Annotated in this window: 17 protein-coding genes; 7 read left to right on the forward strand and 10 right to left on the reverse strand. The window is 71.2% G+C overall.

What is annotated here, in order from left to right; translation table 11 throughout:
- Positions 1-35 precede the first annotated feature (35 nt).
- Positions 36-1,634: an ABC transporter substrate-binding protein gene (locus HEQ75_RS10110; protein ID WP_168029930.1), complete on the reverse strand. Its 1,599-nt coding sequence runs from the start codon at positions 1,632-1,634 to the stop codon at positions 36-38.
- A gap of 200 nt (positions 1,635-1,834) precedes the next feature.
- On the opposite strand from HEQ75_RS10110, the gene HEQ75_RS10115 reads away from it, so the two are divergent.
- The 4 genes from HEQ75_RS10115 (at position 1,835) to HEQ75_RS10130 (ending at position 7,717) form a co-directional block, all read left to right on the forward strand.
- Positions 1,835-2,587, forward strand: a complete 753-nt coding sequence (locus HEQ75_RS10115; protein WP_168029932.1) for an SDR family NAD(P)-dependent oxidoreductase — start codon at positions 1,835-1,837, stop codon at positions 2,585-2,587.
- 5 nt (positions 2,588-2,592) lie between these two features.
- Complete coding sequence (locus HEQ75_RS10120) at positions 2,593-4,653, forward strand: hydantoinase/oxoprolinase family protein (protein ID WP_168029935.1); 2,061 nt, start codon at positions 2,593-2,595, stop codon at positions 4,651-4,653.
- Complete coding sequence (locus HEQ75_RS10125) at positions 4,650-6,614, forward strand: hydantoinase B/oxoprolinase family protein (RefSeq protein ID WP_168029937.1); 1,965 nt, start codon at positions 4,650-4,652, stop codon at positions 6,612-6,614. The genes HEQ75_RS10120 and HEQ75_RS10125 overlap by 4 nt, the downstream gene beginning before the upstream one ends.
- A gap of 107 nt (positions 6,615-6,721) precedes the next feature.
- Complete coding sequence (locus HEQ75_RS10130; RefSeq protein ID WP_168029939.1) at positions 6,722-7,717, forward strand: Bug family tripartite tricarboxylate transporter substrate binding protein; 996 nt, start codon at positions 6,722-6,724, stop codon at positions 7,715-7,717.
- 16 nt (positions 7,718-7,733) lie between these two features.
- Here the strand turns inward: HEQ75_RS10130 and HEQ75_RS10135 are convergent, their stop codons facing one another.
- Genes HEQ75_RS10135 through HEQ75_RS10170 form a run of 8 tightly spaced genes read right to left on the reverse strand, consistent with a single transcriptional unit; the run spans position 7,734 to position 18,413 of the window.
- Positions 7,734-9,065: an LLM class flavin-dependent oxidoreductase gene (locus tag HEQ75_RS10135; RefSeq protein WP_209318468.1), complete on the reverse strand. Its 1,332-nt coding sequence runs from the start codon at positions 9,063-9,065 to the stop codon at positions 7,734-7,736.
- A 14-nt stretch (positions 9,066-9,079) separates the two neighbouring features.
- The gene (locus tag HEQ75_RS10140; RefSeq protein ID WP_209318469.1) at positions 9,080-11,083 is read right to left on the reverse strand and encodes a hydantoinase/oxoprolinase family protein; all 2,004 of its coding nucleotides are present in this window, start codon (positions 11,081-11,083) and stop codon (positions 9,080-9,082) included.
- Positions 11,084-11,093: 10 nt separating this feature from the next.
- Positions 11,094-12,866: a hydantoinase B/oxoprolinase family protein gene (locus tag HEQ75_RS10145; protein ID WP_168029943.1), complete on the reverse strand. Its 1,773-nt coding sequence runs from the start codon at positions 12,864-12,866 to the stop codon at positions 11,094-11,096.
- Positions 12,867-12,878: 12 nt separating this feature from the next.
- Positions 12,879-13,853: an ABC transporter ATP-binding protein gene (locus tag HEQ75_RS10150; RefSeq protein WP_168029945.1), complete on the reverse strand. Its 975-nt coding sequence runs from the start codon at positions 13,851-13,853 to the stop codon at positions 12,879-12,881.
- The gene (locus tag HEQ75_RS10155) at positions 13,841-14,845 is read right to left on the reverse strand and encodes an ABC transporter ATP-binding protein (protein WP_168029947.1); all 1,005 of its coding nucleotides are present in this window, start codon (positions 14,843-14,845) and stop codon (positions 13,841-13,843) included. The genes HEQ75_RS10150 and HEQ75_RS10155 overlap by 13 nt, the downstream gene beginning before the upstream one ends.
- Positions 14,845-15,744 (reverse strand): ABC transporter permease, encoded by a 900-nt coding sequence (locus tag HEQ75_RS10160; protein WP_209318470.1) that lies wholly within the window; start codon positions 15,742-15,744, stop codon positions 14,845-14,847. The genes HEQ75_RS10155 and HEQ75_RS10160 overlap by 1 nt, the downstream gene beginning before the upstream one ends.
- Positions 15,731-16,708 (reverse strand): ABC transporter permease, encoded by a 978-nt coding sequence (locus HEQ75_RS10165; protein ID WP_168029951.1) that lies wholly within the window; start codon positions 16,706-16,708, stop codon positions 15,731-15,733. The genes HEQ75_RS10160 and HEQ75_RS10165 overlap by 14 nt, the downstream gene beginning before the upstream one ends.
- A 16-nt stretch (positions 16,709-16,724) precedes the next feature.
- On the reverse strand, positions 16,725-18,413 hold the full coding sequence (locus tag HEQ75_RS10170; protein ID WP_168029953.1) for an ABC transporter substrate-binding protein: 1,689 nt from the start codon (positions 18,411-18,413) through the stop codon (positions 16,725-16,727).
- A 166-nt stretch (positions 18,414-18,579) separates the two neighbouring features.
- Here HEQ75_RS10170 and HEQ75_RS10175 point away from each other — a divergent pair, with 166 nt between their 5' ends.
- From HEQ75_RS10175 to HEQ75_RS10185, 3 genes are all read left to right on the forward strand, one after another.
- Complete coding sequence (locus HEQ75_RS10175) at positions 18,580-20,319, forward strand: M28 family metallopeptidase (protein WP_168029955.1); 1,740 nt, start codon at positions 18,580-18,582, stop codon at positions 20,317-20,319.
- The gene (locus tag HEQ75_RS10180; protein ID WP_168029957.1) at positions 20,316-21,713 is read left to right on the forward strand and encodes a M20 family metallopeptidase; all 1,398 of its coding nucleotides are present in this window, start codon (positions 20,316-20,318) and stop codon (positions 21,711-21,713) included. Before HEQ75_RS10175 ends, HEQ75_RS10180 begins: the two co-directional genes overlap by 4 nt.
- Before the next feature lie 144 nt (positions 21,714-21,857).
- Positions 21,858-22,424: a histidine phosphatase family protein gene (locus HEQ75_RS10185; RefSeq protein WP_168029959.1), complete on the forward strand. Its 567-nt coding sequence runs from the start codon at positions 21,858-21,860 to the stop codon at positions 22,422-22,424.
- Positions 22,425-22,515: 91 nt separating this feature from the next.
- Here the strand turns inward: HEQ75_RS10185 and HEQ75_RS10190 are convergent, their stop codons facing one another.
- A complete protein-coding gene (locus HEQ75_RS10190) occupies positions 22,516-24,282 on the reverse strand; it encodes a PAS domain-containing sensor histidine kinase (protein WP_168029961.1) in 1,767 nt (588 codons plus the stop codon).
- Positions 24,283-24,413 lie beyond the last annotated feature (131 nt).

Consider the following 24,413-nt stretch of genomic DNA (forward strand, 5'->3'; position numbering starts at 1 on the left):
AGCGCCGTACGCCGCCCGGGGTGGCCGACGCGACCTCACGTGATGCTGAGCCAGCGCATCTCCTGCCCATCGCCGATCGGGCAGAACCGCACGCCGCTGACATTCTTGCGGAAGGGCCCGTACCACTTGGTGTTGTGGATGAAGATCGCCGCCGCATCCTCCGACGAGATGCGCGCCACCTGTTCGTACAGCGGTGCGCGCTTCGCCTGGTCCGGCGTGGCCAGCGCCTCGTTCAGCAGGCGGTCGACCTCCGGGTTCGCGTAGTAGCTGGCATTGCCGCCGCGGTGGCGGTTGGTGTGCAGCAATTCGCCGGCCCAGTTGTGCGGATCCGCGTAGTAGGTGGAGCGCCAGAGGAACAGCAGGTCGTACATCTGCTCCGGGTCGCGCATCTTGTTGGACACCACGGGCCAGGGCTCGTTCAGCAGGCGGCTCGGGATGCCGGCGCGGGTCAGGCCGTTCTGCAGCAGGGACGCCGCCTGGATCGACTGCTCGTAGCCGATCATGCCGGCGACCACGATCTCCCGCATCGGGGCCTGGACGCGGGCCAGATACCACTTCGCCTTGTCGATGTCGTAGGTGTAGCCCGGCAGGTCCTTCGGCGCGCCCCACATCGGGTTCGGCACCACGCCGGTGTTCCGCACCACGGAGCCGCCGAGGATGTTGTTGATCCAGCCATCATAGTCGAAGGCATGGCAGAGCGCCTTGCGGAAGTTGATGTCGTTCATCGGCGCGCGCTGGTTGTGAATGCAGGAATAGAACAGCCGCGTGGATTCCGCCTCCATCACGTTCAGGTTCGCATCCGCCTGCAGCCGCACGATCTGGTCCTGCGGCATGTAGGGGTCGGTGCCCTGGAAGTCGCCGCGGATCAGCCCCAGCACGCGGCTGTTCACCTCCGCCACGTAGCGGAAATCGATCTCCGCGATGCCGGCCGGGCCGAGGAAGTGCTTGTCGAAGCGCTGCGCCAGGAAGCCGCGCGCCGGGTCGAACCGGCGGATGATGTAGGAACCCGAACCCGCGTCGTTGCGGCCGATGAAGGCCTGGCCCCAGTCTCCGTCCCGCTCGTTGCGCTTGAGCAGGGCACTGTTCACCACATAGATGTCGTGCGTGGTGGCGGCGAAGATGGCCGATGGCGTGGTCAGGTTGAACTGCACCGTGTGGCGGTCCAGCGCCTTGGTGCTGCCGGGCGCGACCAGCGGGGCAAAGAGCGGATAGGCGCCCTTCTTCACCGCCAGGATGCGCTCCATCGAATAGACCACATCCTCCGACGTCAGCGGCGCGCCGTCATGGAAGGTGACGCCCTGGCGCAGCTTGAAGGTGTAGGTCTTGCCGTCTTCGGATGCGGTGTAGGATTCGGCCAGCCACGGCTCCAGCTTCGGCGGGTTGTCCACCCAGCGCATCAGACCGTCGTAGCAGTTCAGCCGGTAGGCCACGCGCCCCACATCGAAGGTGGCGTGCGGGTCCATCGTGTCATAGGCGCTGCCATTGGCGAAGACGATGCGCCCGCCGCCGCCGCGCTGCGCTTCCGCGATATGCGGCATGCCGACGGCACCGGCGGTGCCCAGGGCGGCACCTGCCTTCAGCAGGTCGCGGCGACCGATACCCGCCACGAGATCCTTCGTGTCGCGCGTTGCCATTTGAGCATCCCCGTCTCTGGTCGCGGGATGCTGCACTTCGGCGAACGCGCCCGTCAAGCCGCGTTCGACAGGACAAAGGCGCCCCGCGCGGTTGCCGCCGGCGCTCGGCACCGATAGCGTTCGCGTCGGCGCGCCGCGAGGCGGCGCCGCACGCCGCCCCGCCGCCCCGCCGCCAAGGCCCGCCGAAAGGATCCACCCTGATGCCCACCGAAAGCAAGGTCGCATTGGTGACGGGTGGTGCCCGCGGCATCGGCCGCGGCTGCGTGCACGCCCTGGCCGAACGCGGCCATGACATCGTCATCGTCGATATGCTGCGCCCGGAGATGGAGCGCACGGCGGCGGAGGTCGCCGCCATGGGCCGCGCCGTGATGGTCGAGGAGGCGGATGTGGCCGACCACGGCCGCGCCCGCGCCATCGCCGCCGCCGTCGCCGCCCGCTTCGGCCGCTGCGACGTGCTGGTGAACAATGCCGGTCGCGGCAACCCCACCGGCATCCTGGACATCACCGAGGAGGGCTTCGACCGGACCATCGCGGTGAACCTGAAGTCCTGCTTCAACTACATCCAGGCCTTCGTGCCGATGATGCTGGAAGGCGGCGGCGGGCGCATCGTCTCCATGTCCTCGCTCAATGCGCATACCGGCGGCGTCACCAGCGCCGTCTCCAAATTCTCCTACGCCGCGGCCAAGGCCGGCATCATCGGCATGACCAAGGCGCTGGCCAAGGAACTGGGTCCCACCATCGCCATCAACTGCGTCTGCCCCGGCGTGATCGAGACCGAGGTCGGCAACAGCCTGACCAAGGCGCGCGGGCCGGAACTGGCCAGGAAGATCACGCTGGGCCGCCTCGGCACCCCGGCCGACGTGGCGCAGCTCGTCGCCTTCCTGGCCACCGTGGAGCCCTGCTTCATCACCGGCCAGGCCATCACCATCGACGGCTTCCAGTGGGAGATCTGAGCGCCATGGCGCCCCGCTCCTTCCGTGTCGGCGTCGATATCGGCGGCACCTTCGCGGATTTCTGCGTGCTGGACGAAGCGACCGGCGCGCTCTCCACCCTCAAGGTGCTGTCCACGCCCGCGACGCCGGGGCGCGAAGTGATCGACGGGCTGCAAGGCGCCCAGCAGCGTTTCGGCATCGCTCCCTCGGAGATCGCCTGGTTCACCCACGGCACCACCGTGGGCGTGAATGCCGTGATCCAGCGCAAGGGCATCCGCCTGGCCCTGTTCGTCACCCGCAACTTCCGCGACGTGCTGGAACTCGCGCGGCTGAAGACGCCCGACCCCTACGACCTTCTCTCCCGCCGTCCGGACCCGCTGGTGCCGCGGGAGCGGGTGATGGAGATTGAGGGTCGCCTGAACGCCGATGGCAGCGAGGCCGCGCCGCTGGTGGAGGATTCCGTGGTGGCGGCGCTGGCGGCGGCAGAAGCGGCGGGCGCGGAAGGCATCGTGCTGGCGCTGCTGCACAGCTACCGCAACCCGGCGCAGGAACACCAGGCGCGCGCCATCCTGCAGCGGCTGCGGCCCGACATGCCGGTCTTCTGTTCCGCCGATGTCTGGCCGATCATCCGTGAATACGAGCGCAGCATCACCGCGGTGGTGCACGGCCATGTGCAGCCGCGCGTCGCCTTCTACCTCGCCTCCCTCCAGGCGGCGCTCGCCGGGGCGGGGGTGGCGGCGGAAGCGATGGTGACGAAGTCCAATGGCGGTGTGATGCGCGCCGAACTGGGCAAGACCCGCTGCGTGGAGATGCTGCTTTCCGGCACCGCGGCCGGCGCCATCGGCGCCGCCTTCGTGGCGCGGGAAGCCGGCGTCGCACGGGCGATGAGCCTGGACATCGGCGGCACCAGCGCCGATGTCGCCGTCATCGCCGATGGCGCGCCGAGCTATGGCACCGGGGAGCGGGTCGGCGACTTTCCCGTCTACATCCCGACGGTCGCCGTCACCTCCATCGGCGAGGGCGGTGGCTCGATCGCCGCGGTGGATGCGCTGGGCCGGCTGACCGTGGGGCCGGAAAGCGCCGGCTCCACCCCCGGCCCGGCCTGCTATGGCCGTGGCGGCACGCGCGCCACCATCACGGATGCGATGTGCGTGCTCGGCTTCATCGGCCATGGCGCGCTGGGCTACAATGCGGTGCAGGTGCGCGCGGACCTCGCCACCCAGGCGGTGGACGGGATCGCGCAGGCGCTGGGCCGCACACGCCAGCAGGCGGCGGAGGCCATCGTGCAGGTCGCCGTCAGCGGCATGTACCGGGAGGTCAGCAAGCTCGCGGCACGGCAGGGCGTGGATCCGCGCGATTTCTGCCTGATGCCCTTCGGCGGCGCCGGCCCCATGCTGGGCGGGCTGCTGGCGCGCGAGCTTGGGATGCGGGAGATGCTGATCCCCGCCACGCCCGGCGTGCTGTCCGCCCTCGGCGGGCTGATCGCCGATATCCGCAGCGATTTCATCGAGACGGTCTATGCCGATCTCGATTCCGCTACCCTCCCCACCCTGCTCGCCGCCTTCGCCCGGCTGCGGGTGGAGGCGGAGCGCTGGATCCGGCAGGACCAGCGCTTCACCGGCGCCATCGCCTTCCGCCCCTCCGCCGAGATGCGCTACCGGGGCCAGTCCTTCGAGATCGAGGTTCCGCTGCAGGAATCCTGGATCGAGGCCGGCGACCTGGCGGCGATGACCGAAGCCTTCCACCAGGCGCATGAGACGCTGTACGGCCATGCCGACCGCGGCGCGCCGCTGCAGGCCATCGCGCTGCGCATCGTCGTCGCCGGCACCGTCCCGGCGCCGCGCCTGCCCGAACAGGCGCGCGTGGCGGGCACGCCCGAGGTGCTGCGGGAGGTGGAGATCTGGCTGGATGGCCGCGCGCAGCGCGCGCCGCTGTACCGCCGCGACGCGCTGCGCCATGGCCACCGCTTCGCCGGCCCCTGCATCGTGCTGCAGGATGACTGCACCAGCTGCATCCCGCCCGGCATGGCGGGCGAGGTGGACCGCATGGGCAATCTGCGGCTGACGCAGGAAGGCGCGCGCGCATGAGCATCGACCCCGTCACGCTGCAGATCTTCGGCAACCACGCCCAGGCGGCGGCGGAGGCGATGGCCTTCACCCTGTTCCGCACCGCGCATTCCACCTTCGTGAAGGAGACGGAGGATTTCACCACCGGCCTCTGCACGCCGGAGGGCCAGACCTTTGCCAGCCCGCGCGAACTCGGCGCCACCTGGTTCATCGGGCTGGAATACGGCCCGGTGATCCGCGCGCTGTCCGATTATCGCGAGGGCGATGTCGGCATGACGAACGACCCTTACAGCGGCTTCGTCTGCACCCATTCGCCGGACATCCATCTGTGGAAGCCGATCTTCTGGGAAGGCGAGCTGGTGTGCTTCGCCGTGGGGCACATCCACAACACCGATGTCGGCGGCGCCGTGCCGGCCTCGCTGTCCCGCGCGCTGACGGAGGTGCACCAGGAAGGCATCCGATTCCCGCCGGTGAAGCTGGTGGCGGAGGGGGTGCTGGACCAGCGGCTGCTCGACATCATGCTGCTGAATGTGCGCGCACCGACGCAGAACTGGGGCGACCTCAAGGCCCAGCTCGCCGCCATGACGACCGGCGAGCGCAAGGTGCACGAGATGATCCGCCGGTTCGGCCTGGCGACCTTCCGGGCGGGGATGGAGGGACTTCTGGATTTGGCGGACCGGCAGGCGCGGCGCGTGCTCGCCGGCATCCCGGATGGCGACCACGAATTCCACGACTACCTGGACGAGGATTCGCCGGGCGGCCTGCCCTGCCGCCTGCAGCTGAACCTGCGCATCCGGGGCGAGACGGCGGAGCTGGATTTCACCGGCTCCGACCCGCAGCTCACCGCCTCGCTCAACATGCCCACCGGCGGCTCGGCGCGGCACATCCTGCTGATGGTGGGCTGGAACTACGCGCTGTATTCGCTGGACCCGACCATCCTGCTGAATGGCGGGCTGCTGCGGGCTGCCACCTGCATCGTGCCGGAAGGCACGGTGCTGAACCCGGTCTTCCCCGCCGCCGTCGGCATGCGCTCCATGACCTGCATGCGCCTGCAGGGCGTGGTGATCGGCGCCTTCCAGCGCGCCGTGCCGGGCCGCCTGCCCGCGGGGCCTGCCAGCGGCGGGCCGATGCTGAATGTCAACACCACGGACAACCGCACCGGTCGCCGCGTGATGGCGGCGATCGACCCCATCACCGGCGGGGCCGGCGGCTCCCCGCAGGGCGACGGCATGGATGGCTCCGGCGCCAATAGCGGCTTCCTGAAGAACACGCCGGTGGAGATCAACGAGGCGGAGGTGCCCATCCGCATCCTGCGCTACGGGCTGGAGCCGGATAGCGGCGGCGCCGGTTTGCATCGCGGCGGGCTGGCGACGGTGCTGGAATTCCGCGTCCATGCACCGGGCACCGTCGTCACGGCGCGCAACCGCGACCGCACCCGCTTCCGCTCCTGGGGCGTGCAGGGCGGGATGCCCGGCGCGCCTTCCCAGTTCTGGCGCAATCCGGGCACGGCGCGGGCGGAGAATCTGGGCAACACGGATGTCGTCACGCTCGATCCAGACGATGTCATCCGCATCGTCTGCTCCGGCGCCTCCGGCTGGGGGCCGGCCTGGCAGCGGCCGGAGGCGGCGGTGCTGACGGACCTCGCCGCCGGCAAGATCAGCGCGGAAGCCGCCGCCCGCGACTATGGCGTGGTGCCCGGCGATGCGGCGGCAACCCAGGCGCGCCGCACGGCCCTCGCCGCCACGCCGCGCCCGGATTTCGACGCCGGGGCGGAACGCGCGGCCTTCGAGCAGGTCTGGACCGATGCGAATTACGCGGCGCTGACCGGGATCCTCGCCGCCCTGCCGATCCATTGGCGGCACTTCGCCAAGCGCCGCCTCTTCGCCGAGGTCGCCGCCAGCACGGCACGGCGCGGCGATGGGCAGGAAGTGCACCAGGCCTTCGCGGCGCTGCGCGCGGAATTCCCGCAGATCGTCGGCTGACGCGGCGCTGTTCCGCCCTTCGGAATTGCGCCACGCCCGGCTTGCCCACCCGCCGCACCACCCCCAGGCTAGCGCCGCCCGCAGGCGGGCCAAAGGGGAGGATTGCCATGACTGAACCCGGACCGCAGGGCACCGGCCGCCGCCGCGTGCTGGCGGGTGCTGCCGTGCTGGGCGCCACCGCCCTCGCCGCATCGCCGCTGCGCGCCGCCACCTGGCCCAGCGGCCCGATCCGCATCGTTATCGGCTTCGGCGCCGGCGGCCTGGCGGACCTGACGGCGCGGCTGGTCGGCGAACAATTGTCGCAGCGCCTGGGCCAGCAGGTGGTGGTGGACAACCGCCCGGGCGCCGGTGGCGCGGTGGCCGCGCGCGCCGCGGCGGCGGCGGAGCCGGATGGCCACACGCTGATGATCCTCAGCACCGGCAACGCCATCAACGCCTCGCTGTTCCGCAACCTGCCCTACGACCCGGTGGCGGATTTCACCGCCATTTCAGCCATGGTGTCCTTCGACCTGCTGATGCTGACCGGCGCCAATTCCCCGCTGCGCAGCGTGCAGGACGTGCTGGCGCGCGGCCGTGGCGGCGGCGGCCTGGCCATCGCCACGATCAGCCCCGGCAGCACGCAGAACCTGGCGGCGGAATGGCTGAAGGTGGCGGCCGGGCTGGACGCCACGGTGGTGCCCTACCGCACCACGCCGGAGGTGCTGACGGCGACGCAGCGCGGCGATGTGCAGATCGCCTTCGATTCCTACGCGGCCTCCCGCGGCGCCATCGAGGGCGGGCAGGTGCGCGCCCTGGCCAGCACCGGCGAAAGGCGGTCCCGCCTGCTGCCGGCGCTGCCGACGCTGCGCGAGGCGGGCCTCGGCGATTATGCCGTCACCGGCTGGAACGCGCTGTTCGCCCCCGCGCGCACGCCGCGCCCGGTGATCGAGACGCTCAGCCGGCACCTGGGCGACATCCTGGCCATGCCGGCGATGCAGACGCGCCTGCTGCAACTGGGCGTCGAGCCGGCCTACAACAGCATGGCGGAGATGACGGCCCTCCTGGCGCGCGACATCGCGCTGTGGAAGCAGGTGATCGACCGCGCGGGCATCGCGAAGCAGTAGCGCGGACCCGCCCGCGCTACCTCTCGTAGCGGTTCGGCGGCACCGGCAGGCCCAGATGCTCGCGTAGTGTGGTGCCGGTGTACGCCGTGCGGAACAGGCCGCGTCGCTGCAATTCCGGCACCACCATCGCCACGAACTGCTCCAGCGGCTTCGGGTAATGCGGCGAGAGCAGGGTGAAGCCGTCGCAGGCGCCCTGCTCCACCCATAGCGCCATGGTGTCCACGATGCGTTCGGGCGTTCCCACCAACAGGTGATGCCCCAGCGAGGTCGCCAGGTAGCGCGCCGTCTGGATGATGGAGAGGTTGTCCCGCTTCGCCTTGTCCATCAGGTGCCGCTGGCGCGCCTGCGCCGCGTTGCTCAGCGGCAGCGGCGGCAGGGGGGCGTCGGGCGGCAGCGCGAAGATGTCGAGGTCGCCGCACAGCCGCGCCAGCAGTCGCATGGAATTCTCATCCGAAAGCAGGCCCTGCAGGTCGCGATACTTCGCCTGCGCCTCCTCCTCCGTCGCGCCGATGATGGTCATCAGGCCGGGCATGATCTTGATATGTGCCGGATCGCGCCCGTGTCTTTCGGCGCGCGCCTTGAGGTCCCGGTAGAAGGCCTGCGCCTCCGCCAGGTCGCTCTGCGCGGTGAAGACCAGATCCGCGGTGCGGGCCGCGAGTTCCATGCCGGGGCCGGAGGAACCGGCCTGGGTGACCACGGGCCGGCCCTGCGGGCAGCGCGCCACGTTCAGCGGGCCGCGCACCTTGAAGTGCTTGCCCACATGATCCTGGAAATGGATTTTTGTCGGGTCGATGTAGTGGCCGCTCGCCTTGTCGCGGATCAAGGCGCCCTCACCGAAGCTGTCCCAGAGGGCGGCGACAACGTCGAAGAATTCCTCCGCGCGCTCGTAGCGCTCGGCATGCAGCATATGGTGGTCGGCGCCGAAATTCCCCGCCTCGTCCTCGATCTGGGAGGTTACCAGGTTCCAGCCGGCGCGGCCCTGGCTGATATGGTCGATGGAGGCGAAGCGGCGGGCGATGTTGTAGGGCTCGTTGTAGGTGGTGGTCGCCGTGGCGATCAGCCCGATGCGCTGCGTCACCACGGCGAGTGCCGCCAGCAGCGTGGTGGGTTCCAGATAGGCGGTGCGGCCCTGGCCCAGGCGATAGCGGCTGACGCCGTCCAGCGCGCCGCTGCCATTCACCGCGACGGTGTCCTGGAAGAAGATCGTGTCCATCTTCCCGCGCTCCGCCACCTGCGCGATGTGGACATATTCGGAAAAATCCATGTCGCATTCGGTGACCGCGTCCGGATGCCGCCAGCCGGCGGAATGGCTGCCCGGCGTGAACAGGAAGGCGGCGAGGTGCATCATCGGGTCGGCCCTTCTCAGCAACGGCGCAGCAGGATGGCGCCGGCGGGCAGCACCGTCGCCTCCCAGCCCGGCGGCACCAGCGTGGTGGCGTCCAGCTGGGTGAGGATGGCGGGGCCGCGCAGCACATCCCCCTGGCCGAGCGCGGCCCGGTCGTACAGCGCCGCCTCCGCGGTGCCACCCTCGAAATGCACGGGCTGCGTGGCATAGGGGCTGGCGCCCCTGCCGGCGGGCAGCGTGGGCAGCGCCGGTGGCGGCAGCGCGCCCACCGCCTCCAGCCGCAGGGTCACGATTTCCGCCCGGCCCTGCGGCAGGTCGAAGCCGTACAGCGCGCGATGCGCGGCGGCGAAATCCGCGGCCGCTGTCGCCCCGCGCCAGGGCACCGGCAGTTCGCCGCCCTGCCCCGCATAGCGCATCAGCACCACCCGCGCCGTGGCGCGCGCCGCCGGCGCCACGCCTTCCTCCGCGAACCAGGCTTCCGCCTCCGCCTCCAGCGCCGCGAAGCCGGCCTCGATGGTGGCGAGGTCCGCCTGGTCAGGCCGGACGGAGCGGCTGAACTCCGCGCGCAGGTCGGCCGAGAGCAGCCCCTGCGCGCAGAGCACGCCGGGCGCCGGCGGCACCAGCACCCGGTCGATGCCCAGCATCGCCGCCAGCGCGCAGCCATGCAGCGGCCCCGCGCCACCGAAGGGCACCAGCGCGAAGTCGCGCGGGTCGTGCCCACGCTCCACGGAGACCACGCGCAGCGCGCCGACCATGTTGGAATCGACCACGGCCAGGATGCCGCGCGCGGCCTCGTGCAGCGACAGGTTCAGCGGCGCCGCCACTTCCCGCATCACCACGGCCTCGGCCGCCGCAGCGTCCAGCTGCATGCGGCCACCGAGCAGGGCGGTGGGCAGATGGCCGAGCACCACATGCGCATCCGTCACCGTGGCACGCTGCCCGCCGCGCCCGTAGCAGGCCGGGCCGGGATTCGCGCCGGCGCTTTCCGGCCCCACGGCCAGCGCGCCTTCCGCCGTGACGCGCGCGATGGACCCGCCGCCGGCGCCGATCGTCACCATGTCCAGCATCGGCAGCGGCAGCGGCCAGTCGCCGACGGAACCGCGCTGCGTCAGGTTGATGGCGCCGCCCTGCATCAGGCAGATGTCGGCGCTGGTGCCGCCGATATCCACCGTGAGGATCTTCGGCACGCCCGCGGCCTCCGCCATCGCGCGTGCGCCGACGACGCCGGCCGCGGGGCCGGACAGCGCGGTGACGGCCGGCGCACGGCGGATGGAGGCAGCGCCGGCCACGCCGCCATTGGATTTCATCAGCAGCAGCGGCGCGGCGATCGCATCCTCCGCCAGCCTCTCCTCCAGCCGCTGCACATAGGTGGCGACGGCGGGCATCACCTGCGCGTTGAGGATCGCGGCCAGCGACCGCTCGTATTCCCGCACCACGGGCAGCACGTCGACCGAGGCGGTGACGGCGATGCCGGGCAGCGCCGCGCGCAGCATCGCCGCCACGCGGCGTTCATGCGCGGGCGCGGTGAAGGCGTGCAGCAGGCAGACGGCCACGGCGGCCACCCCGGCCTCGCGGCAGGCTTCCGCCGCGCGCAGCACGCTGGCCTCATCCAGCGGTAGCAGAACGCTGCCATCGGCCGCCACGCGCTCCGTCACCTCGAAGACGCGGGCGGGCGGCACGGGGCGCTGCGGCTTCACCCAGGCGTGCAGATTGGCGCGGCGCGGAATGTCCTGCCGGCCGATCTCCAGCACGTGGCGGAAACCCTGCGTGGTGACCAGCGCGGTGGCGGCCCCCTTGTTCTCCAGGATCAGGTTGGTGGCGATGGTGGTTCCGTGCAGCACGCGGCCGATACGCACCGCCTGTTCCCCCGCCGTCTCCAGCACCAGCCGCACGCCGTTGAGAAAGCCCTCGGAGGGATCATGCGGGGTGGAGGGGGTCTTGGCCGTCCAGGCCCGGCCGGTTTCGGAATCCTGCAGGGTGATGTCGGTGAAGGTGCCGCCGATATCGACCGCGACGGACAAGGGGCGCGGTTCAGTCGAGGGCATCGGCATAGCTCCGGCGATGGAAGGCGCGGGTTTCGGGACGCTGCGCGCGCAGCGCCTGCGTCGCGGCCTCGTCCACGGCGCGCCCGTCGATGACCACGCCGTAGGACTCGCGCGCCGCCGTCACGGACACAAGCCCGCCCAGCACATCCGCCAGCACCGCACCGGGAGGCCGGTCGAACGGGTGCCCCCGGCCACCGCCGCCGCCCGTCTCGATTCGCAGAATGTCGCCGAGCACCAGGCGGTTGCCGTCGGACAGCGGGCGCAGCGCGCGTTCGCCCGGCGTGCCGGGGTTCACCACCACCCGGCCGGGCCCGCCGGATTGGCCGCCCGCCGCGCCCCAGGGCGGATTCTCCACCCCGTCGATGCGGATGGCGAGCACGGCTTCCTCCGCCATCACCTCGTATTCGCGGACGATGCCGCAGCCGCCGCGCCAGCGGCCCGGCCCGCCGCTATCGCGGTTCAAAGCGTATTCGCGCAGCCGCACCGGGTATTCCAGCTCCAGGAACTCGACCGGGTAGTTCTCCTGCGCCACGAAATACACGCCGTCGATGCCGTCCGCGAAGCCGCGCGCGCCGTAGCCGACGCCGATGCCATCGCTCATCAGGAAGGGCTTCTTGTCCATGGTGCCGCGCAGGAGCATGATGACGTAGGCGGCATGCGCGGCCGGCGCCTCGCCACCCGCCACGGAAACCAGGCCGTTCAGCGCCGCCAGCATGCGCATCATGGTCAGGCCGCGCATGCCGAGTGCCGCGGGGAAACGCGGGAACAGCAGGGAGCCTTCGCGCAGCCGCACCTCGTCCAGCGATTGCGGGCCACCGGCATTGACCACCTGCGTCGGGTCGCCGCCGAGGAAATAGAGGCCGAGCGCCATGCCCGGCACGTCCGGATTCATGAGGAAGTTCACCGGTCCGGGCGACTGGTCGTCCGTCTCCGTCGCGTCCAGGATGAAGCGGTCATCCGGCGTGCGCGTTAGCGCGAAGCGCAGGCGCAGCGTGCCGCTGCCATGGCCGTCGCCATCGATGCGGTCGGTGAAGCGGTGCGTGCCCACGGGGAAGGTGCGCCGCAGCCGCTCCCGCACCGTGTCGCGCGTGCGCGCCAGCAGCTGCCGCAGCGCATCGGCCAGCACCGGCGCACCGAAGCGCTGCGCCACTTCCCGCATCCGCACCACGCCCAGCTCCACGCTGGCCATCAGCGCGCGCGTGTCGCCCTGCGCCTGCGCCGGGTAGCGGGAATTGCGGTAGAAGATGTTGAGCGCGGCATGGTTGATCTCGCCTTCGCGGATCAGCCGCGTCGGCGGGATGATGACGCCCTCGTGGAAGATCTCCGTCGCATCCGGGCTGATGGAGCCGGGCCGCAGCCCGCCGATATCCGCGAAATGCGCCCAGCCCATGACGAAGGCGACGCGCACATCGTCGAGGAACACCGGTGCCAGGAAGACCTGGTCGTTGGAGTGGCTGACGGCGCCGCGCGATCCGTAGCAGTCATTGTACCAGTAGAGGTCGCCCGGCCTGATCGTCTCGATCGGGAAGTCACGGAAAACGGGACCGCAGATGTCACCGAAGACCGGCACGTTGGACCCCACCGCCATCACGCCATCCGCATCGAACAGCGCGGTGTAGAAATCCTTCTTCTCGCGGATGAAGGCGGACATGGCGGTGCGCTCGATCAGCGCCTCCATCTCCGCCTGCGCCGCGCGGATGGCGCCGCGCACGATCTCGAGCGTGACGGGGTTGCAGAGCCGCGGGGCGACATCATCCATGCGCGGTGATCCTCAGGCGAGATGGCAGGCGGCGTGGCGGCCGGGGGCGATGGCGCGCAGCGGCGGCGCTTCCTCCGCACAGCGGGCGAAGGCCAGCGGGCAGCGGTCGCGAAAGGCGCAGCCGCTGGGCTGGTTGAGCTGGTCCGGCAGCCCGCCGCGGATCGGCAGGTCGCCGCGGTCCTGGTCCACCCGCGGCACCGGCACGGCGGCGACAAGGGCGCGGGTGTAGGGATGCGCAGGCGCGGCGATCACCTCCGCCGTCGGCCCGCTTTCGACGATGCGGCCGAGATACATGACGGCCACCGCCTCACACACATAGCGGATCAGCGCCAGGTCGTGGCTGATGTAGATGGCGGCAAGCTGCAATTCGTCCCGCGCCCGGCGCAGCACATTCAGCACGCCGGCGCGGACCGAGACATCCAGCATGGACACCGGCTCATCCGCGATGATCGCGCGCGGATGCGTCACCAGGGCGCGCGCCAGCACCACGCGCTGCAACTGCCCGCCGGAGAGTTCATGCGGGTGGCGGTCCAGATAGGCCTCCGGCGGGTCCAGCCGAACCCGCCCCATGGCCTCGCGGATGCGTGCCTCCTGCTGGTCCGGCGGCACGCCGAAATTGCGCAGCGGCTCGGCCAGGCTGCGGCGGATGGTGAAGCGCGGGTTCAGCGCATCGAAGGGGTTCTGGAAGACAAGCTGGACGCGGGAGCGGAAGGGCAGCAGCGCCGCGCCGCGCAGGGCGGAGACGTTCTGCCCCTCGAACAGCACGCTGCCGCTGGTGGCTTCCTCCAGACGCAGCAGCAGCCGCGCCGTGGTGGTCTTGCCGCAGCCGCTTTCCCCGACGATGCCCAGCGCCCGCCCGGCCGCAACCTCCAGCGAGACGCCATTGACCGCGCGCAGCACCGGCCTTTGCCCCCGCATCATGTCGCGCAGGCTGCGGGAGGCCGGGAAGGCCTTCACCAGATCATTCGCGGCGATCAGCGCGCCCATGTCGCGGCCTCCGAGGCCAGGGGCCGCAGCGCGGGCGCTTCCGGGGCACGCCAGCAGGCCACCTGGTGGTCCGGCGCGTGTTCCACCAGCGCCGGATCCTGGGCGCAGCGTGCCTCGGCGAAGGGGCAGCGCGCGGCGAAGCGGCAGCCGCCGGGCGGGTTGAGGAGCGAGGGTGGCGCACCCTCGATCGGCACCAACTCGCCGCCGGCACGCTCCAGGTCCGGGAAGGCGTTCATCAGCCCCATGGTGTAGGGGTGCAGCGGTGCCTCCAGCACGGCGCGTACCGGGCCGCTTTCCACCACCCGGCCCGCATACATCACCACGACGCGATCGCAGGCATAGGCCACCACCGCCACGTCATGCGTCACCAGGATCATCGCCAGGCCGAGCCGCGCCTGCAGGTCGCGCATCACATCCAGGATCTGCCGCTGCACGATGACGTCCAGCGCCGTCACCGGCTCATCCGCGATCAGCAGCGCCGGATTCAGCGCGAGCGCCAGCGCGATGGAGGCGCGCTGGCGCATGCCGCCGCTGAACTGGTGCGGCCAGTCGCGCAGCCGGCCTGCCTCCAGCCCCACCATCGCGAACAGCGCCGCCGCCCGCGTCCCCGCCGCGGCGCGGGACAGCCCGCCGCGCTCCACCAGCACCTCCTGCATCTGCGCGGACAGGCGCTGCACCGGGTCGAGCGCGTTCATCGCCGTCTGCGGCACGAAGGCAAGCCGCCGCCACAGCAGCTTGCGGCGTTCCGCCGGCGCAAGGGTGACAAGGTCCCGGCCCTCGAACACGGCGCTGCCGGCGGCGATGCTGGCGGCGCGCGGCAGCACGCCCATCAGCGCGCGGCCGAGGGTGGATTTGCCGCAGCCGCTTTCGCCGACCAGCCCGACGATGCCGGCCGCCGGCACGGTGAAGCTGGCGCCATCCACGGCACGCACCGGCCCGGCGGCGGTGCGGTAGTGCACCGCCAGGTCGCGGACATCGAGCAGCGCGTCCATCAATCCCCCAGCTTCGGAAACAACAGCTTCTCCGACCCGCGGGAGACCAGGAAACCGGCCAGCACCAGCGCCACGATGCACAGACCCGGCGGCACGAACCAGCTCCACACCCCGCGCGAGAGCGCCTGATTGGCGAAGGCGTCCTGCAGCATCAGACCCCAGGAGATGGCGGCCGGATCGCCGAAGCCGAGGAAGGAGGCGGAGGCCTCCGTCAGGATGGCCCAGCCCACGGCGATGGAGCCGTAGAGTGCCGCGAGCGGCGCCACCTGCGGCGCGATATGCACGAAGATGATGCGCCAGGTGGAACAGCCGGTGACGCGCGCCGCCTCCACCCATCCCCGCTCGCGCAGCGACAGGACCTGGGAGCGGATGACGCGCGCCGTGTTGGGCCACAGCATCAGCGCGACGGAGGCGACCAGCGTGGTGGTGCCCGGCCGCGTCAGCGCCGAGATGACCAGCACGAAGGGCAGGAAGGGCAGGCCGAGGATGATGTCGGCGATCCGCATGATCACCCGATCCACCCAGCCGCCCAGATAGCCAGAGAGCAGGCCGAGCAGCGTGCCGATCACCACCACGAAGAAGGCGGCCGTGACCCCGACCTGCAAGGCGGATCGGCTGCCATGGACAAGCTGCGAAAACACGTCCCGCCCGCCCGCCGTGGTGCCCAGATAGTGGGTGGTGGAAGGCGGCAGGTAGCGGGCCACGCGGTAGGCGCCGCGGAACAGGATCTCGCGCGGATCATGGGTGGCGATCTGGTCGGCGAAGATCGCGGTGACGATGAACAGCAGGTAGATGGCAAGCCCCGCCACGGCGAAGGGCTGCCGCCGCAGGAAGCCCAGCGTCGCCCGCACGAAGCCCGGCAGCACCGGCCGGCGTGCCACCGCGCTAGCGCCGGGCACCGACGGACACCCTCGGGTCGAGCCAGGCATAGAGCAGGTCCGCCACCATGTTCATCAGCACCAGCACGGCCGCGATCATGATGAAGGCGCCCTGCGCCAGGGGATAATCCGCGCCCTGCACGGCGGAGACCAGCACGCGGCCGAGGCCGGGCCAGGAGAATACCGTCTCGATCACCACATTGCCGCCGAAGGAACTGCCGAGGCCGAGCGCGAAGGCCGTCGCCACCGGCAGCAGCGCGTTGCGCGCCGCGTGGCGCATCACGATCGCCCAGCGCGAGAGGCCCTTCATCCGCGCCATGACGATGAACTCGTCGTTCAGCACCTCCAGCATCGTGGCCCGCATCAGCAGCAGCGGCAGCCCCTGCAGGTAGAGCGCCAGCGTCAGCGCCGGCAGGACCAGGTGCCAGAGGAAATCCACCGAGGTCAGCCGCGCCCATTCCGAGGTGAATTCGGACCCTGCGACATTGGCGCCGCCGGAGGGAAAGATGCCCCAGGCGAAGGACAGCCAGGACAGCAGCAGCATGCCCAGCCAGAATTCCGGCGCCGCGCGGGTGATGAGCGCGGCGGGGATGGCGATGCCTTCCGTCACCGTGCCGCGCGCGAAGGCCAGGAAGGCGCCGGCGACGATGCCGAAGGCATAGGCGATGACCAGCGCGGTGACGGTCAGCGCGGCCGTGTTGGGCAGCGCCGCCAGCAGGATATCCAGCACAGGTCGCTTCTGCAGGAAGGAGACGCCGAGGTCGCCGCGCAGCAGGCTGCCCAGGTAGATCAGGTACTGCTCGGGCAGCGGCTTGTCGAGGCCGAAGGATTGCAGCAGGTCGGCGCGCATTTCCTCGCTGAAGGAATCCGACAGGAAGTTCAGTGTCGGATCCCCCGGCATCAGCCGGAACAGCAGGAAGGTCAGCGTCGCCACCGCCCAGAGCACGAAACCAGCATGCGCGACCCGCGCGCCGAAACGCTTCACGAGGTCAGCCGGCCTCTCACTGGAAGGGCGTGGTGGTTTCGCGCACCCCGGCCGGGTAGTGCAGCCGGCCGCCGACCACGCGATAGCCGGCTTCCTGCAGCAGCCGCTTCGCGCCATCCAGGTTGCCGCCCGGCACGCGGCCGACGATGCCCGCATCGTGCCAGGCTTTAAGCGCCGGGGAGACCATGGAATTGGCCGGCACCGCCTGCCCGTTCCACGCCGCGCCGGCCATCATCTCCCGGTTCACGGCGGCAGAGAGCGCGCGGCGGAAGGCGGCGTCGCTGAAGGGCGCACGGCGCAGGTTCATGCCGACGAACTGGAAGCCGATATCCACCTCCTCCCGCACGGCGATCAGGCGCGGGTTCTGCGCCGCCATCTCCTTCACCAGGTCGGGGTCGCCGAAGTAATCGGCCAGCACGTTGATCTCGCCACGACGGAAGGCGCCCAGCGTGGCTTCCGTGTTGGTCATGATGCGCATGATCCAGCGATCCGCCTTGGGCTTCGCCCAATGGTTCGGGTTGGCTTCCAGCACCACTTCCTCGTTCACGCGGGAGCGCACGAAGCGGTAGGGGCCGGAGCCGATGGGCCTTGCCTCGACATAGGATTCGAGGTTCTCCGGCCGGCCCTGATACTCCGCCAGCACCGGCGCCCAGATCTTCTTCTGCACGATGTTCAGCTTCGCCAGCACGGCGATGCGGAAGGCGGCGTCCGGCCGCTTCAGCTTGAAGCGCACGGTCTTCGCATCGGTGGCTGTCACGCTGGCGATGTTCTGCACGAAGGGGCGGTACATGGGCGATTCATTGCCCACGCCCGGCGCCTCGAAGGAGAACACAACATCCTCCGGCGTCACGGGGTCGCCATTGTGGAAGGCCATGCCGTCGCGCAGCACGCAGTCGATGGTGGTGGCGTCCGGCTGCACCACGCGTTCCGCCGCCCAGGGCTGCGGCAGCCCGTCCGGGCCCACGCGCATCAGCCGGTCCCAGATCAGATCCGTCACCCAGCTGTCCGGCGCGCCGCTGACATAGAAGGGGTTGGTGGCCTTCACCGGTTCGGTGCTGTTGACGATGATGTCGCGCTGGGCGCCGGCGGGGGTCAGGCTGATCCAGTTCCAGAAATTGCGGATGCCGAGGCCGGCCTGCTTCACCGCGCTGGCCTCGACGAAGACCTGCTTGTTGAAGGCGTGCAGGTTCACCGGATGCACCAGGAAGGCATAGGGCTGGTCCTGGTTCACCACCTCCTGCACCTGGCGGACGATCTGCTGGCGGCGCGCCTGGTCCAGCTCGCTCCGCTGGGCTTCCGCCAGGCGGTCATAGGCCGGGTTGTTGTAGCCGACGAAATTGTAGCCGGTGGCGATGTTGGCCGAATGCAGCAGGTTGTAGACCATCTCGTCCGGGTCACCGCGCTCCGGCCGGCCGACCATCTGCCACATGGTGAAGTCCCAGCGCTGGCGATCGTACCAGACCACCTGGCTCATCTGCTGGTTGGGCAGCGGCCGCAGCTCAACCTGCAGGCCGAGCTTGCGCCATTCCTGGGCAATCAGCTCGGCCGCCTGGTAGGCCGCGGGGGCGGCCGCCTGCGGCCGGGTGATGAGCACCAGCGGGCGGATGGGATCGCCCGCCGCGCCCTGCGCCTGGGACGGCGCCGGTGCCAGTCCCTTGAACCCGGCCAGGGCCGATGCGGCGAGGAGGATGGAACGACGGTTCATGCGCGGGCCCCCGAAAACCTTCGCCGGATGTCAGCACATTCCATGCCAGACGCACCACAGAATCCTGCGAGCCCGGCGATCGCGCTTCGGCATCGCCCCAGGTGGCTTGCCTACCGCGCCGCCCGGTGCTGCCATCGGCCGCCGCGCCGCGAGAGGGGACCCCGCCATGCCGATCACCGCCGAGGAACAACGCTTCCTGGACGCCGTCACCCTCGACGCGCCCTGGGACCTGGTGACCACCTTCGCGGGGATGCATCGCTGGCGGCCGGAGGATGTGAACCAGGCCGCCGACATCATCGTGGAGAAGCTGCGCCGGCACGGCATCCCGGTGGCGGTCCACACGCCGGATATCTGCCTGTCCGTGCCGCTGGACGCCGCCGTGACGGCGGGCGGCGTGCGCTACCGCGCCAAGCCGCCCTCCTCCGCCCTGTCCGTGCCGGGCGGGCGCACCGCGCCGCTGGTGAAGCTCTCGGCCAATCCCAAGGCGCTGCGCTCCTACTCCCGCGACATCGCCACGCTGTTCGGCGGCTCCATCACCTCGGTGGAGGAGGCGAAGCGCATGGTGGGCGGGAAGATCGTCATCATGCAGGGCTTCGGCAACCCGGCGCTGACCAGCCTGATCGAGGAATGGGGCGGGGTGGGGCTGATCGCGGTGAACCCCGGCATCGACATCCACTGGGGCACCTGCACCACCATCTGGGGCAGCCCGGACCTGCATGACCTGCCGCGCAAGCCGAAGATCCCCGTCGTCGCCGTGAACAACCCGGACGGCCTGAAGCTGATGGCGCTGGCCGAGGCCGGCGGCGAAGCCACCATCATGACGGAGATGCTGGAAGGCTGGTTCCCGCAGAGCATCCCCGTGGTGAGCATCCCCGGCACCGAGGAGCCGGACAGGTTCGTGCTGCTGCACGGCCACTATGATTCCTGGGAGGTCGGCGTCGGCGACAACGCCACCGGCGATGCGACGATGCTGGAGATCGCCCGCGTGCTGTGGGCGAAGCGCGGCGAGCTGAAGCGCAGCGTGCGCATCGCCTGGTGGCCCGGCCATTCCACCGGCCGCTATGCCGGCTCCACCTGGTTCACCGATGCCTTCGCGCAGGACCTCGACGAGAACTGCCTGGCGCAGATCAACTGCGACAGCCCCGGCTGCCGCTGGGCCACCTCCTACCACCAGACCCGCGCCTTCTCCGAAAGCGCCGCGCTGGCCACGCAGGCGATCCGCGACGTGGTGCCGGATGCCGATATCCGCACCATGCGGCCGCCGCAGGCCGGCGACTATTCCTTCAACAACATCGGCCTGCCCAGCTTCTTCATGCTGTCCAGCACGATGCCGGAGGCCCTGCGGAAGGAGAAGGGCTACTACGACGTCTCCGGCTGCGGCGCGAACATCGCCTGGCACACGGAGAACGACACGCTGGAGATCGCCGACCAGGACGTGCTGATGACGGACATGAAGATCTACCTTCTGTCCGTGCTGCGCATCGCCAATGCGGAAGCCCTGCCCTTCGACTGGTCCGCCACCTGCGACGAATTCGACGCCACCATCGCCGGCTACGAGAAGGCGTCCCAGGGTGCCGCCGACCTCGCCCCCGCCCGCGCGGCCGTGGCCGGGCTGCGCGCGGCGCTGGCCGGGCTGGAAGCCGCGCCGCTGCCGGCGCGCAATGCCGCGGTGCAGGACCTGTCCCGCATCCTGGTGCCGATCAACTACACCCGGGAGGCGCGCTTCGCGCACGACCCGGCCTTCACCGTGCCGCCGCTGCCCGGCCTTGCCGTGGCGGCGGAATTGCCGACGCTGGAGGCCGCGCTGCAGAAGCCGGCGCAGGTCGAGTTGATGCGCGGGCAGAACCGCTTCGTCGCCGCGCTGCGCGCCGCCACGCGCCGCGTGCAGCAGGCCACCGGCGCATGAGCCGCGAGGCCGCCATCGCCGCCGCGCGCGGCATGCTGGAAGACGGCAGCCTGCTGGCGCTGCTGGCGCGGCGCGTCGCCATCCCGACCGCGAGCCAGGACCCGGACAGCGGGCCGCATCTCTGGCGCTACCTGGAGGCGGAGATGGCGCCGGACCTGGCGCGCATCGGCTTCACCTGCTCCGTCCACCCCAACCCCACCGGCAGGGGCGGCCCCTTCCTGATCGGCCGGCGGATCGAGGATCCGGCGCTGCCGACGCTGCTGACCTATGGCCATGGCGACACGGTGCGCGGGCTGGATGCCGAATGGCTGGAGGGGCTTTCGCCCTGGGTGCTGACGCAGCGCGGGGATCGGCTCTACGGCCGCGGCATCGTCGACAACAAGGGCCAGCATGCCTGCAACCTGGCGGCGCTGGAAGCCGTGCTCAACACGCGCGGCAAGCTCGGCTTCAACGTCACCATCCTGCTGGAGACCAGCGAGGAAGTGGGCTCCCCCGGCATCGACGAATTCTGCCGTGCGCATCGGGAGGCTTTGAAGGCGGATGTGCTCATCGCCTCCGACGGGCCGCGGCTGGTGCCGGAGACCCCGGCGCTGGTGCTGGGCACGCGCGGCGCGCTGGCGCTCGACCTGCGGGTGAAGTACCGCGAAGGCGGGCATCATTCCGGCAACTGGGGCGGTCTGCTGGCCAACCCCGGCGTGCGCCTGGCGCATGCCATCGCCGCCATCATCGACCGCGACGGCCATGTGCTGGCACGCGACATCCTGCCGGAGCGCATCCCGAACAGCGTGCGCGCGGCGCTCGCGCAGTGCCGCGTCGATGGCGGCGCGGACGGGCCGGAGATCAACCACTGGTGGGGCGAGCGCGGCCTGACGGCGGCGGAGAAGGTCTTCGGGTGGAACACCTTCGAGGTTCTCGCCTTCCAATGCGGCCATCCGGAAGCGCCGGTCAACGCCGTGCCGCCCGAGGCTTTCGCGCGCTGCCAGATCCGCTACACGGTCGATCGCGACCCCGCCACCTTCGTCCCCGCCATCCGCCGCCATCTGACGGAAGCCGGCTTCGACGACGTGGCGGTGGAGGCGGTGCGCTCCGGCGCCGAATGGGCGGCGACGCGGATGGACCCGGACGGGCCCTGGCCGCAGTTGGTCGCGGCCTCCATCCTGCGCAGCACCGGCAAGGCGCCGATGATCGTGCCGAATGCCGGCGGGTCGCTGCCGAATGACAGCTTCGCCATCACGCTCGGCCTGCCCACGGTCTACATCCCGCATTCCTACAGCGGCTGCTCGCAGCATGCGCCGAACGAGCATGCGCTGCTGCCGATCATGCGGGAGGGGCTGGAGATCGCGGCAGGCCTGTTCTGGGACCTGGGCGAGCAGGCCTGGCCGAAGCCCGCCTGATCGTCAGCGTGCCCCTGGCCGGGCCTTGTCACGCCGCCCAGGGCCTGCTCGGTCAGGCCCGCGCGCGCCGGGCGCGGAGGCTGCGCCAGGTCGCGGCGATGCCGCCCCCCTTCACAGCCGGGCCGGCCACCCGACATGCGCACCATGTCACGGTTGCACGCCTTGGCCCGCCGGGCCTTCCTGCTGTCTGCCCTGTCGCCCCTGTCGGCGAGGGCGGAGGCTGAGCCGGGCTGGGCGGCCTTGCGCCAGGGCGGCATCGTACTGTTCCGCCACGCCATCGCGCCCGGCGGCGGCGACCCGCCGGGAATGCGCCTTGGCGATTGCAGCACCCAGCGCAACCTGGATGCCGCCGGCCGGGCCCAGGCGCGACGCATCGGCGCCGCCTTCCGCGAACGGGGCATCGCGGTGGGCGCGGTGCTGGCTTCCGCCTGGTGCCGCGCGCAGGACACGGCGGCGCTGGCCTTCCCGGGCCGCGTGGCCGGCGAGCCCGCCTTCGATTCCTTCTTCGCCGATCGCAGCACCGTCGCCGCGCAGACCGAGGCGGCGCGGCGCCTGCTGCGGGGCTGGTCCGGCCCTGGAGCGCTGGTGGTCGTCACCCACCAGGTGAACATCACCGCGCTGACCGGCATCTTCCCGGCCTCCGGCGAGGGCGTGGTGCTGCGCCGGGCCGAGGGCGGGGATCTCGAGGTGGCGGGCCGCATCCAGCCCTGAGGAGCTTCGGGAAGGCCGCCGGCAGGATCGGGCGGCAACTCCCGCGGCACGGCTGCGCGCGCTGGACACGACGCCCGCGGCGGATCGGCGGTCAGCCGGCCTGCTGGCGGCGCGGGTGCAGGGGCAGGTCCAGGGTGCAGACCAGCCCCTCCGCCTGCCAGTCCAGCGTCACCGTGCCGCCCAGCTGGTGCGCCACCGTCGCTTCCAGCACGCGGGAGCCGAAGCCGCGGCGTTGCGGCGGGGCCGCCAGCTTCGGCCCGCCCGCCTCGGTCCAGGACAGGTTCAGCCGCTGCCCATCGCCCGCGGCCCCGTGCAGGCGCCAGGCGATCGCCACATGGCCGCCCAGGACCGAGAGCGCGCCATGTTTCAAGGCATTGGTCGCCAGCTCGTGCACCGCCATGGCCAGCCCCTGCGCCAGGCCCGGCGAAAGCCCCACGGCGGGGCCGGACAGCGCCACGCGCTGGTCAACCACGAAGGGGGCGATCTCGCCATCCAGCAGCGTCCGCAGATCGGCGCCGCTCCACCGGCTTTCGGCCAGCAGGGTCTGGGTCCGCGCCAGGGCGGCGACGCGTCCCTCGATCGCCCGGATGTAGCTGGGCAGGTCGGGGGCACGCGTCAGGCGCAGCGCCGCCTGCACCACGGCCAGCGCGTTCTTGGCGCGATGGTCGACCTCCCGCGCCAGCAGCGCCTGGCGTTCCTGGGCGCGCCGCACCTCGGTCACGTCCCGCGCCACCCCGGCCAGCACCAAAGGCGCGCCCGTGGCGGGATCGGTCTCCACGACGGTGCCGCGGGAGGCGATCCAGCGCCAGCCGCCATCCGGGCGGACCAGACGGAACTCCACATCGTAGCGCGCCGTCCGGCCCTCGATCACCTCGCGCAGCCGCGTCTCCAGCATCTGGCGGTCCTCGGGGTGGATCGGCGCCAGCCAGGTCTGCAGGTTGAAGCCCTCGGTCAGCTCCGGGAAGTCCTCCGCCAGCAGGCCTCTCCGGCTCGCCTGGTCGGCGCGGATGTCATATTCCCAGGTGCCGAATTCCGCCGCCTCCAACGCCAGGCGCAGGCGGGCCTGGCTGTTGCGCAGCGCCGCCTCGGCCTGCTTGCGCGCGGTGATGTCCATATGCGCGCCATAGGTCAGGTCCCGGCCGCCCACGCGGATGCCCTGCGCGCGCACCAGCACGTCCCGCACCGTGCCATCGCGGGTGCGGTGCCGGGCCTCGAATTCCTGCGCGCTCGGCCCCACCACGCTGCAGCGGCCACGGGCGCGGATGGCGGTGGCGTCGCCCAGCACGTCGATGTCGCCGATGCGCAGCGCGCAGAACTCGGCATGGCTGTAGCCGTAGTCCCGGCAGGCCCGCTCGTTCACGTCCAGGATGCGGTGCGTGACAGGGTCCAGCACGAAGACTGCGAAGGGGGAGGCATCGAACATCGCCCGCAGGCGCGCCTCGCTTTCCCGCGCCGCCGCCTCCGCCGCGCGCATCTCCGTCACGTCCACGTTCACGCCCATCATGCCCAGGAAGCGGCCTTCCGGGCCGAAGCGCGGGCTGGCCTCCGTCCGCAGGTAGCGATAGGTGCCGGAGGCATGGCGGTAGCGGGCCTCCACCACGAAGGCGGTCCGGTCGCGCAGGCTGGTGTCGAAGACGGCGAAGAGGTCGGCGGCATCTTCCGGATGCAGCGTCGCCTCCCAGGTGAAGCCCTCCGCCGAGGCGACGCCCCAGAAGGCGCGGAGCGCGGCATTGAGGTAGACGCAGCGGCCCTCCGCATCGCCGATCCACAGCATGGCCGGCATGGCTTCCGCGAAAAGCTGGAACTGCGCCACCTCGGCCGGAACGCCGCCTGCCCCCTCGGCGGGCGGGGGCTGCAACCCGTCGACGGGCGGCGACCCCGGCCGCGCGGCGGCCTGCCCCGCATCGATCGCCCGGCGGGGGCCAAGTCCGGGAGACACCCTACGAGGCTTGCGCGGGGCCATCCTGGTTCTCTCAGGCCGGGGCGGAG

The sequence above is a fragment of the Falsiroseomonas selenitidurans genome (assembly GCF_012103215.1).
GTDB classification, from domain to species: domain Bacteria; phylum Pseudomonadota; class Alphaproteobacteria; order Acetobacterales; family Acetobacteraceae; genus Falsiroseomonas; species Falsiroseomonas selenitidurans.

What these genes read in the sequence shown, in the direction of transcription:
- HEQ75_RS10110 (WP_168029930.1), bottom strand. Translation starts at nt 1,634, where the DNA reads ATGGCAACGCGCGACACGAAGGATCTCGTGGCGGGTATCGGTCGCCGC.
- HEQ75_RS10115 (WP_168029932.1), top strand. Translation starts at nt 1,835, where the DNA reads ATGCCCACCGAAAGCAAGGTCGCATTGGTGACGGGTGGTGCCCGCGGC.
- HEQ75_RS10120 (WP_168029935.1), top strand. Translation starts at nt 2,593, where the DNA reads ATGGCGCCCCGCTCCTTCCGTGTCGGCGTCGATATCGGCGGCACCTTC.
- HEQ75_RS10125 (WP_168029937.1), top strand. Translation starts at nt 4,650, where the DNA reads ATGAGCATCGACCCCGTCACGCTGCAGATCTTCGGCAACCACGCCCAG.
- HEQ75_RS10130 (WP_168029939.1), top strand. Translation starts at nt 6,722, where the DNA reads ATGACTGAACCCGGACCGCAGGGCACCGGCCGCCGCCGCGTGCTGGCG.
- HEQ75_RS10135 (WP_209318468.1), bottom strand. Translation starts at nt 9,065, where the DNA reads ATGATGCACCTCGCCGCCTTCCTGTTCACGCCGGGCAGCCATTCCGCC.
- HEQ75_RS10145 (WP_168029943.1), bottom strand. Translation starts at nt 12,866, where the DNA reads ATGGATGATGTCGCCCCGCGGCTCTGCAACCCCGTCACGCTCGAGATC.
- HEQ75_RS10150 (WP_168029945.1), bottom strand. Translation starts at nt 13,853, where the DNA reads ATGGGCGCGCTGATCGCCGCGAATGATCTGGTGAAGGCCTTCCCGGCC.
- HEQ75_RS10155 (WP_168029947.1), bottom strand. Translation starts at nt 14,845, where the DNA reads ATGGACGCGCTGCTCGATGTCCGCGACCTGGCGGTGCACTACCGCACC.
- HEQ75_RS10170 (WP_168029953.1), bottom strand. Translation starts at nt 18,413, where the DNA reads ATGAACCGTCGTTCCATCCTCCTCGCCGCATCGGCCCTGGCCGGGTTC.
- HEQ75_RS10175 (WP_168029955.1), top strand. Translation starts at nt 18,580, where the DNA reads ATGCCGATCACCGCCGAGGAACAACGCTTCCTGGACGCCGTCACCCTC.
- HEQ75_RS10180 (WP_168029957.1), top strand. Translation starts at nt 20,316, where the DNA reads ATGAGCCGCGAGGCCGCCATCGCCGCCGCGCGCGGCATGCTGGAAGAC.
- HEQ75_RS10185 (WP_168029959.1), top strand. Translation starts at nt 21,858, where the DNA reads ATGTCACGGTTGCACGCCTTGGCCCGCCGGGCCTTCCTGCTGTCTGCC.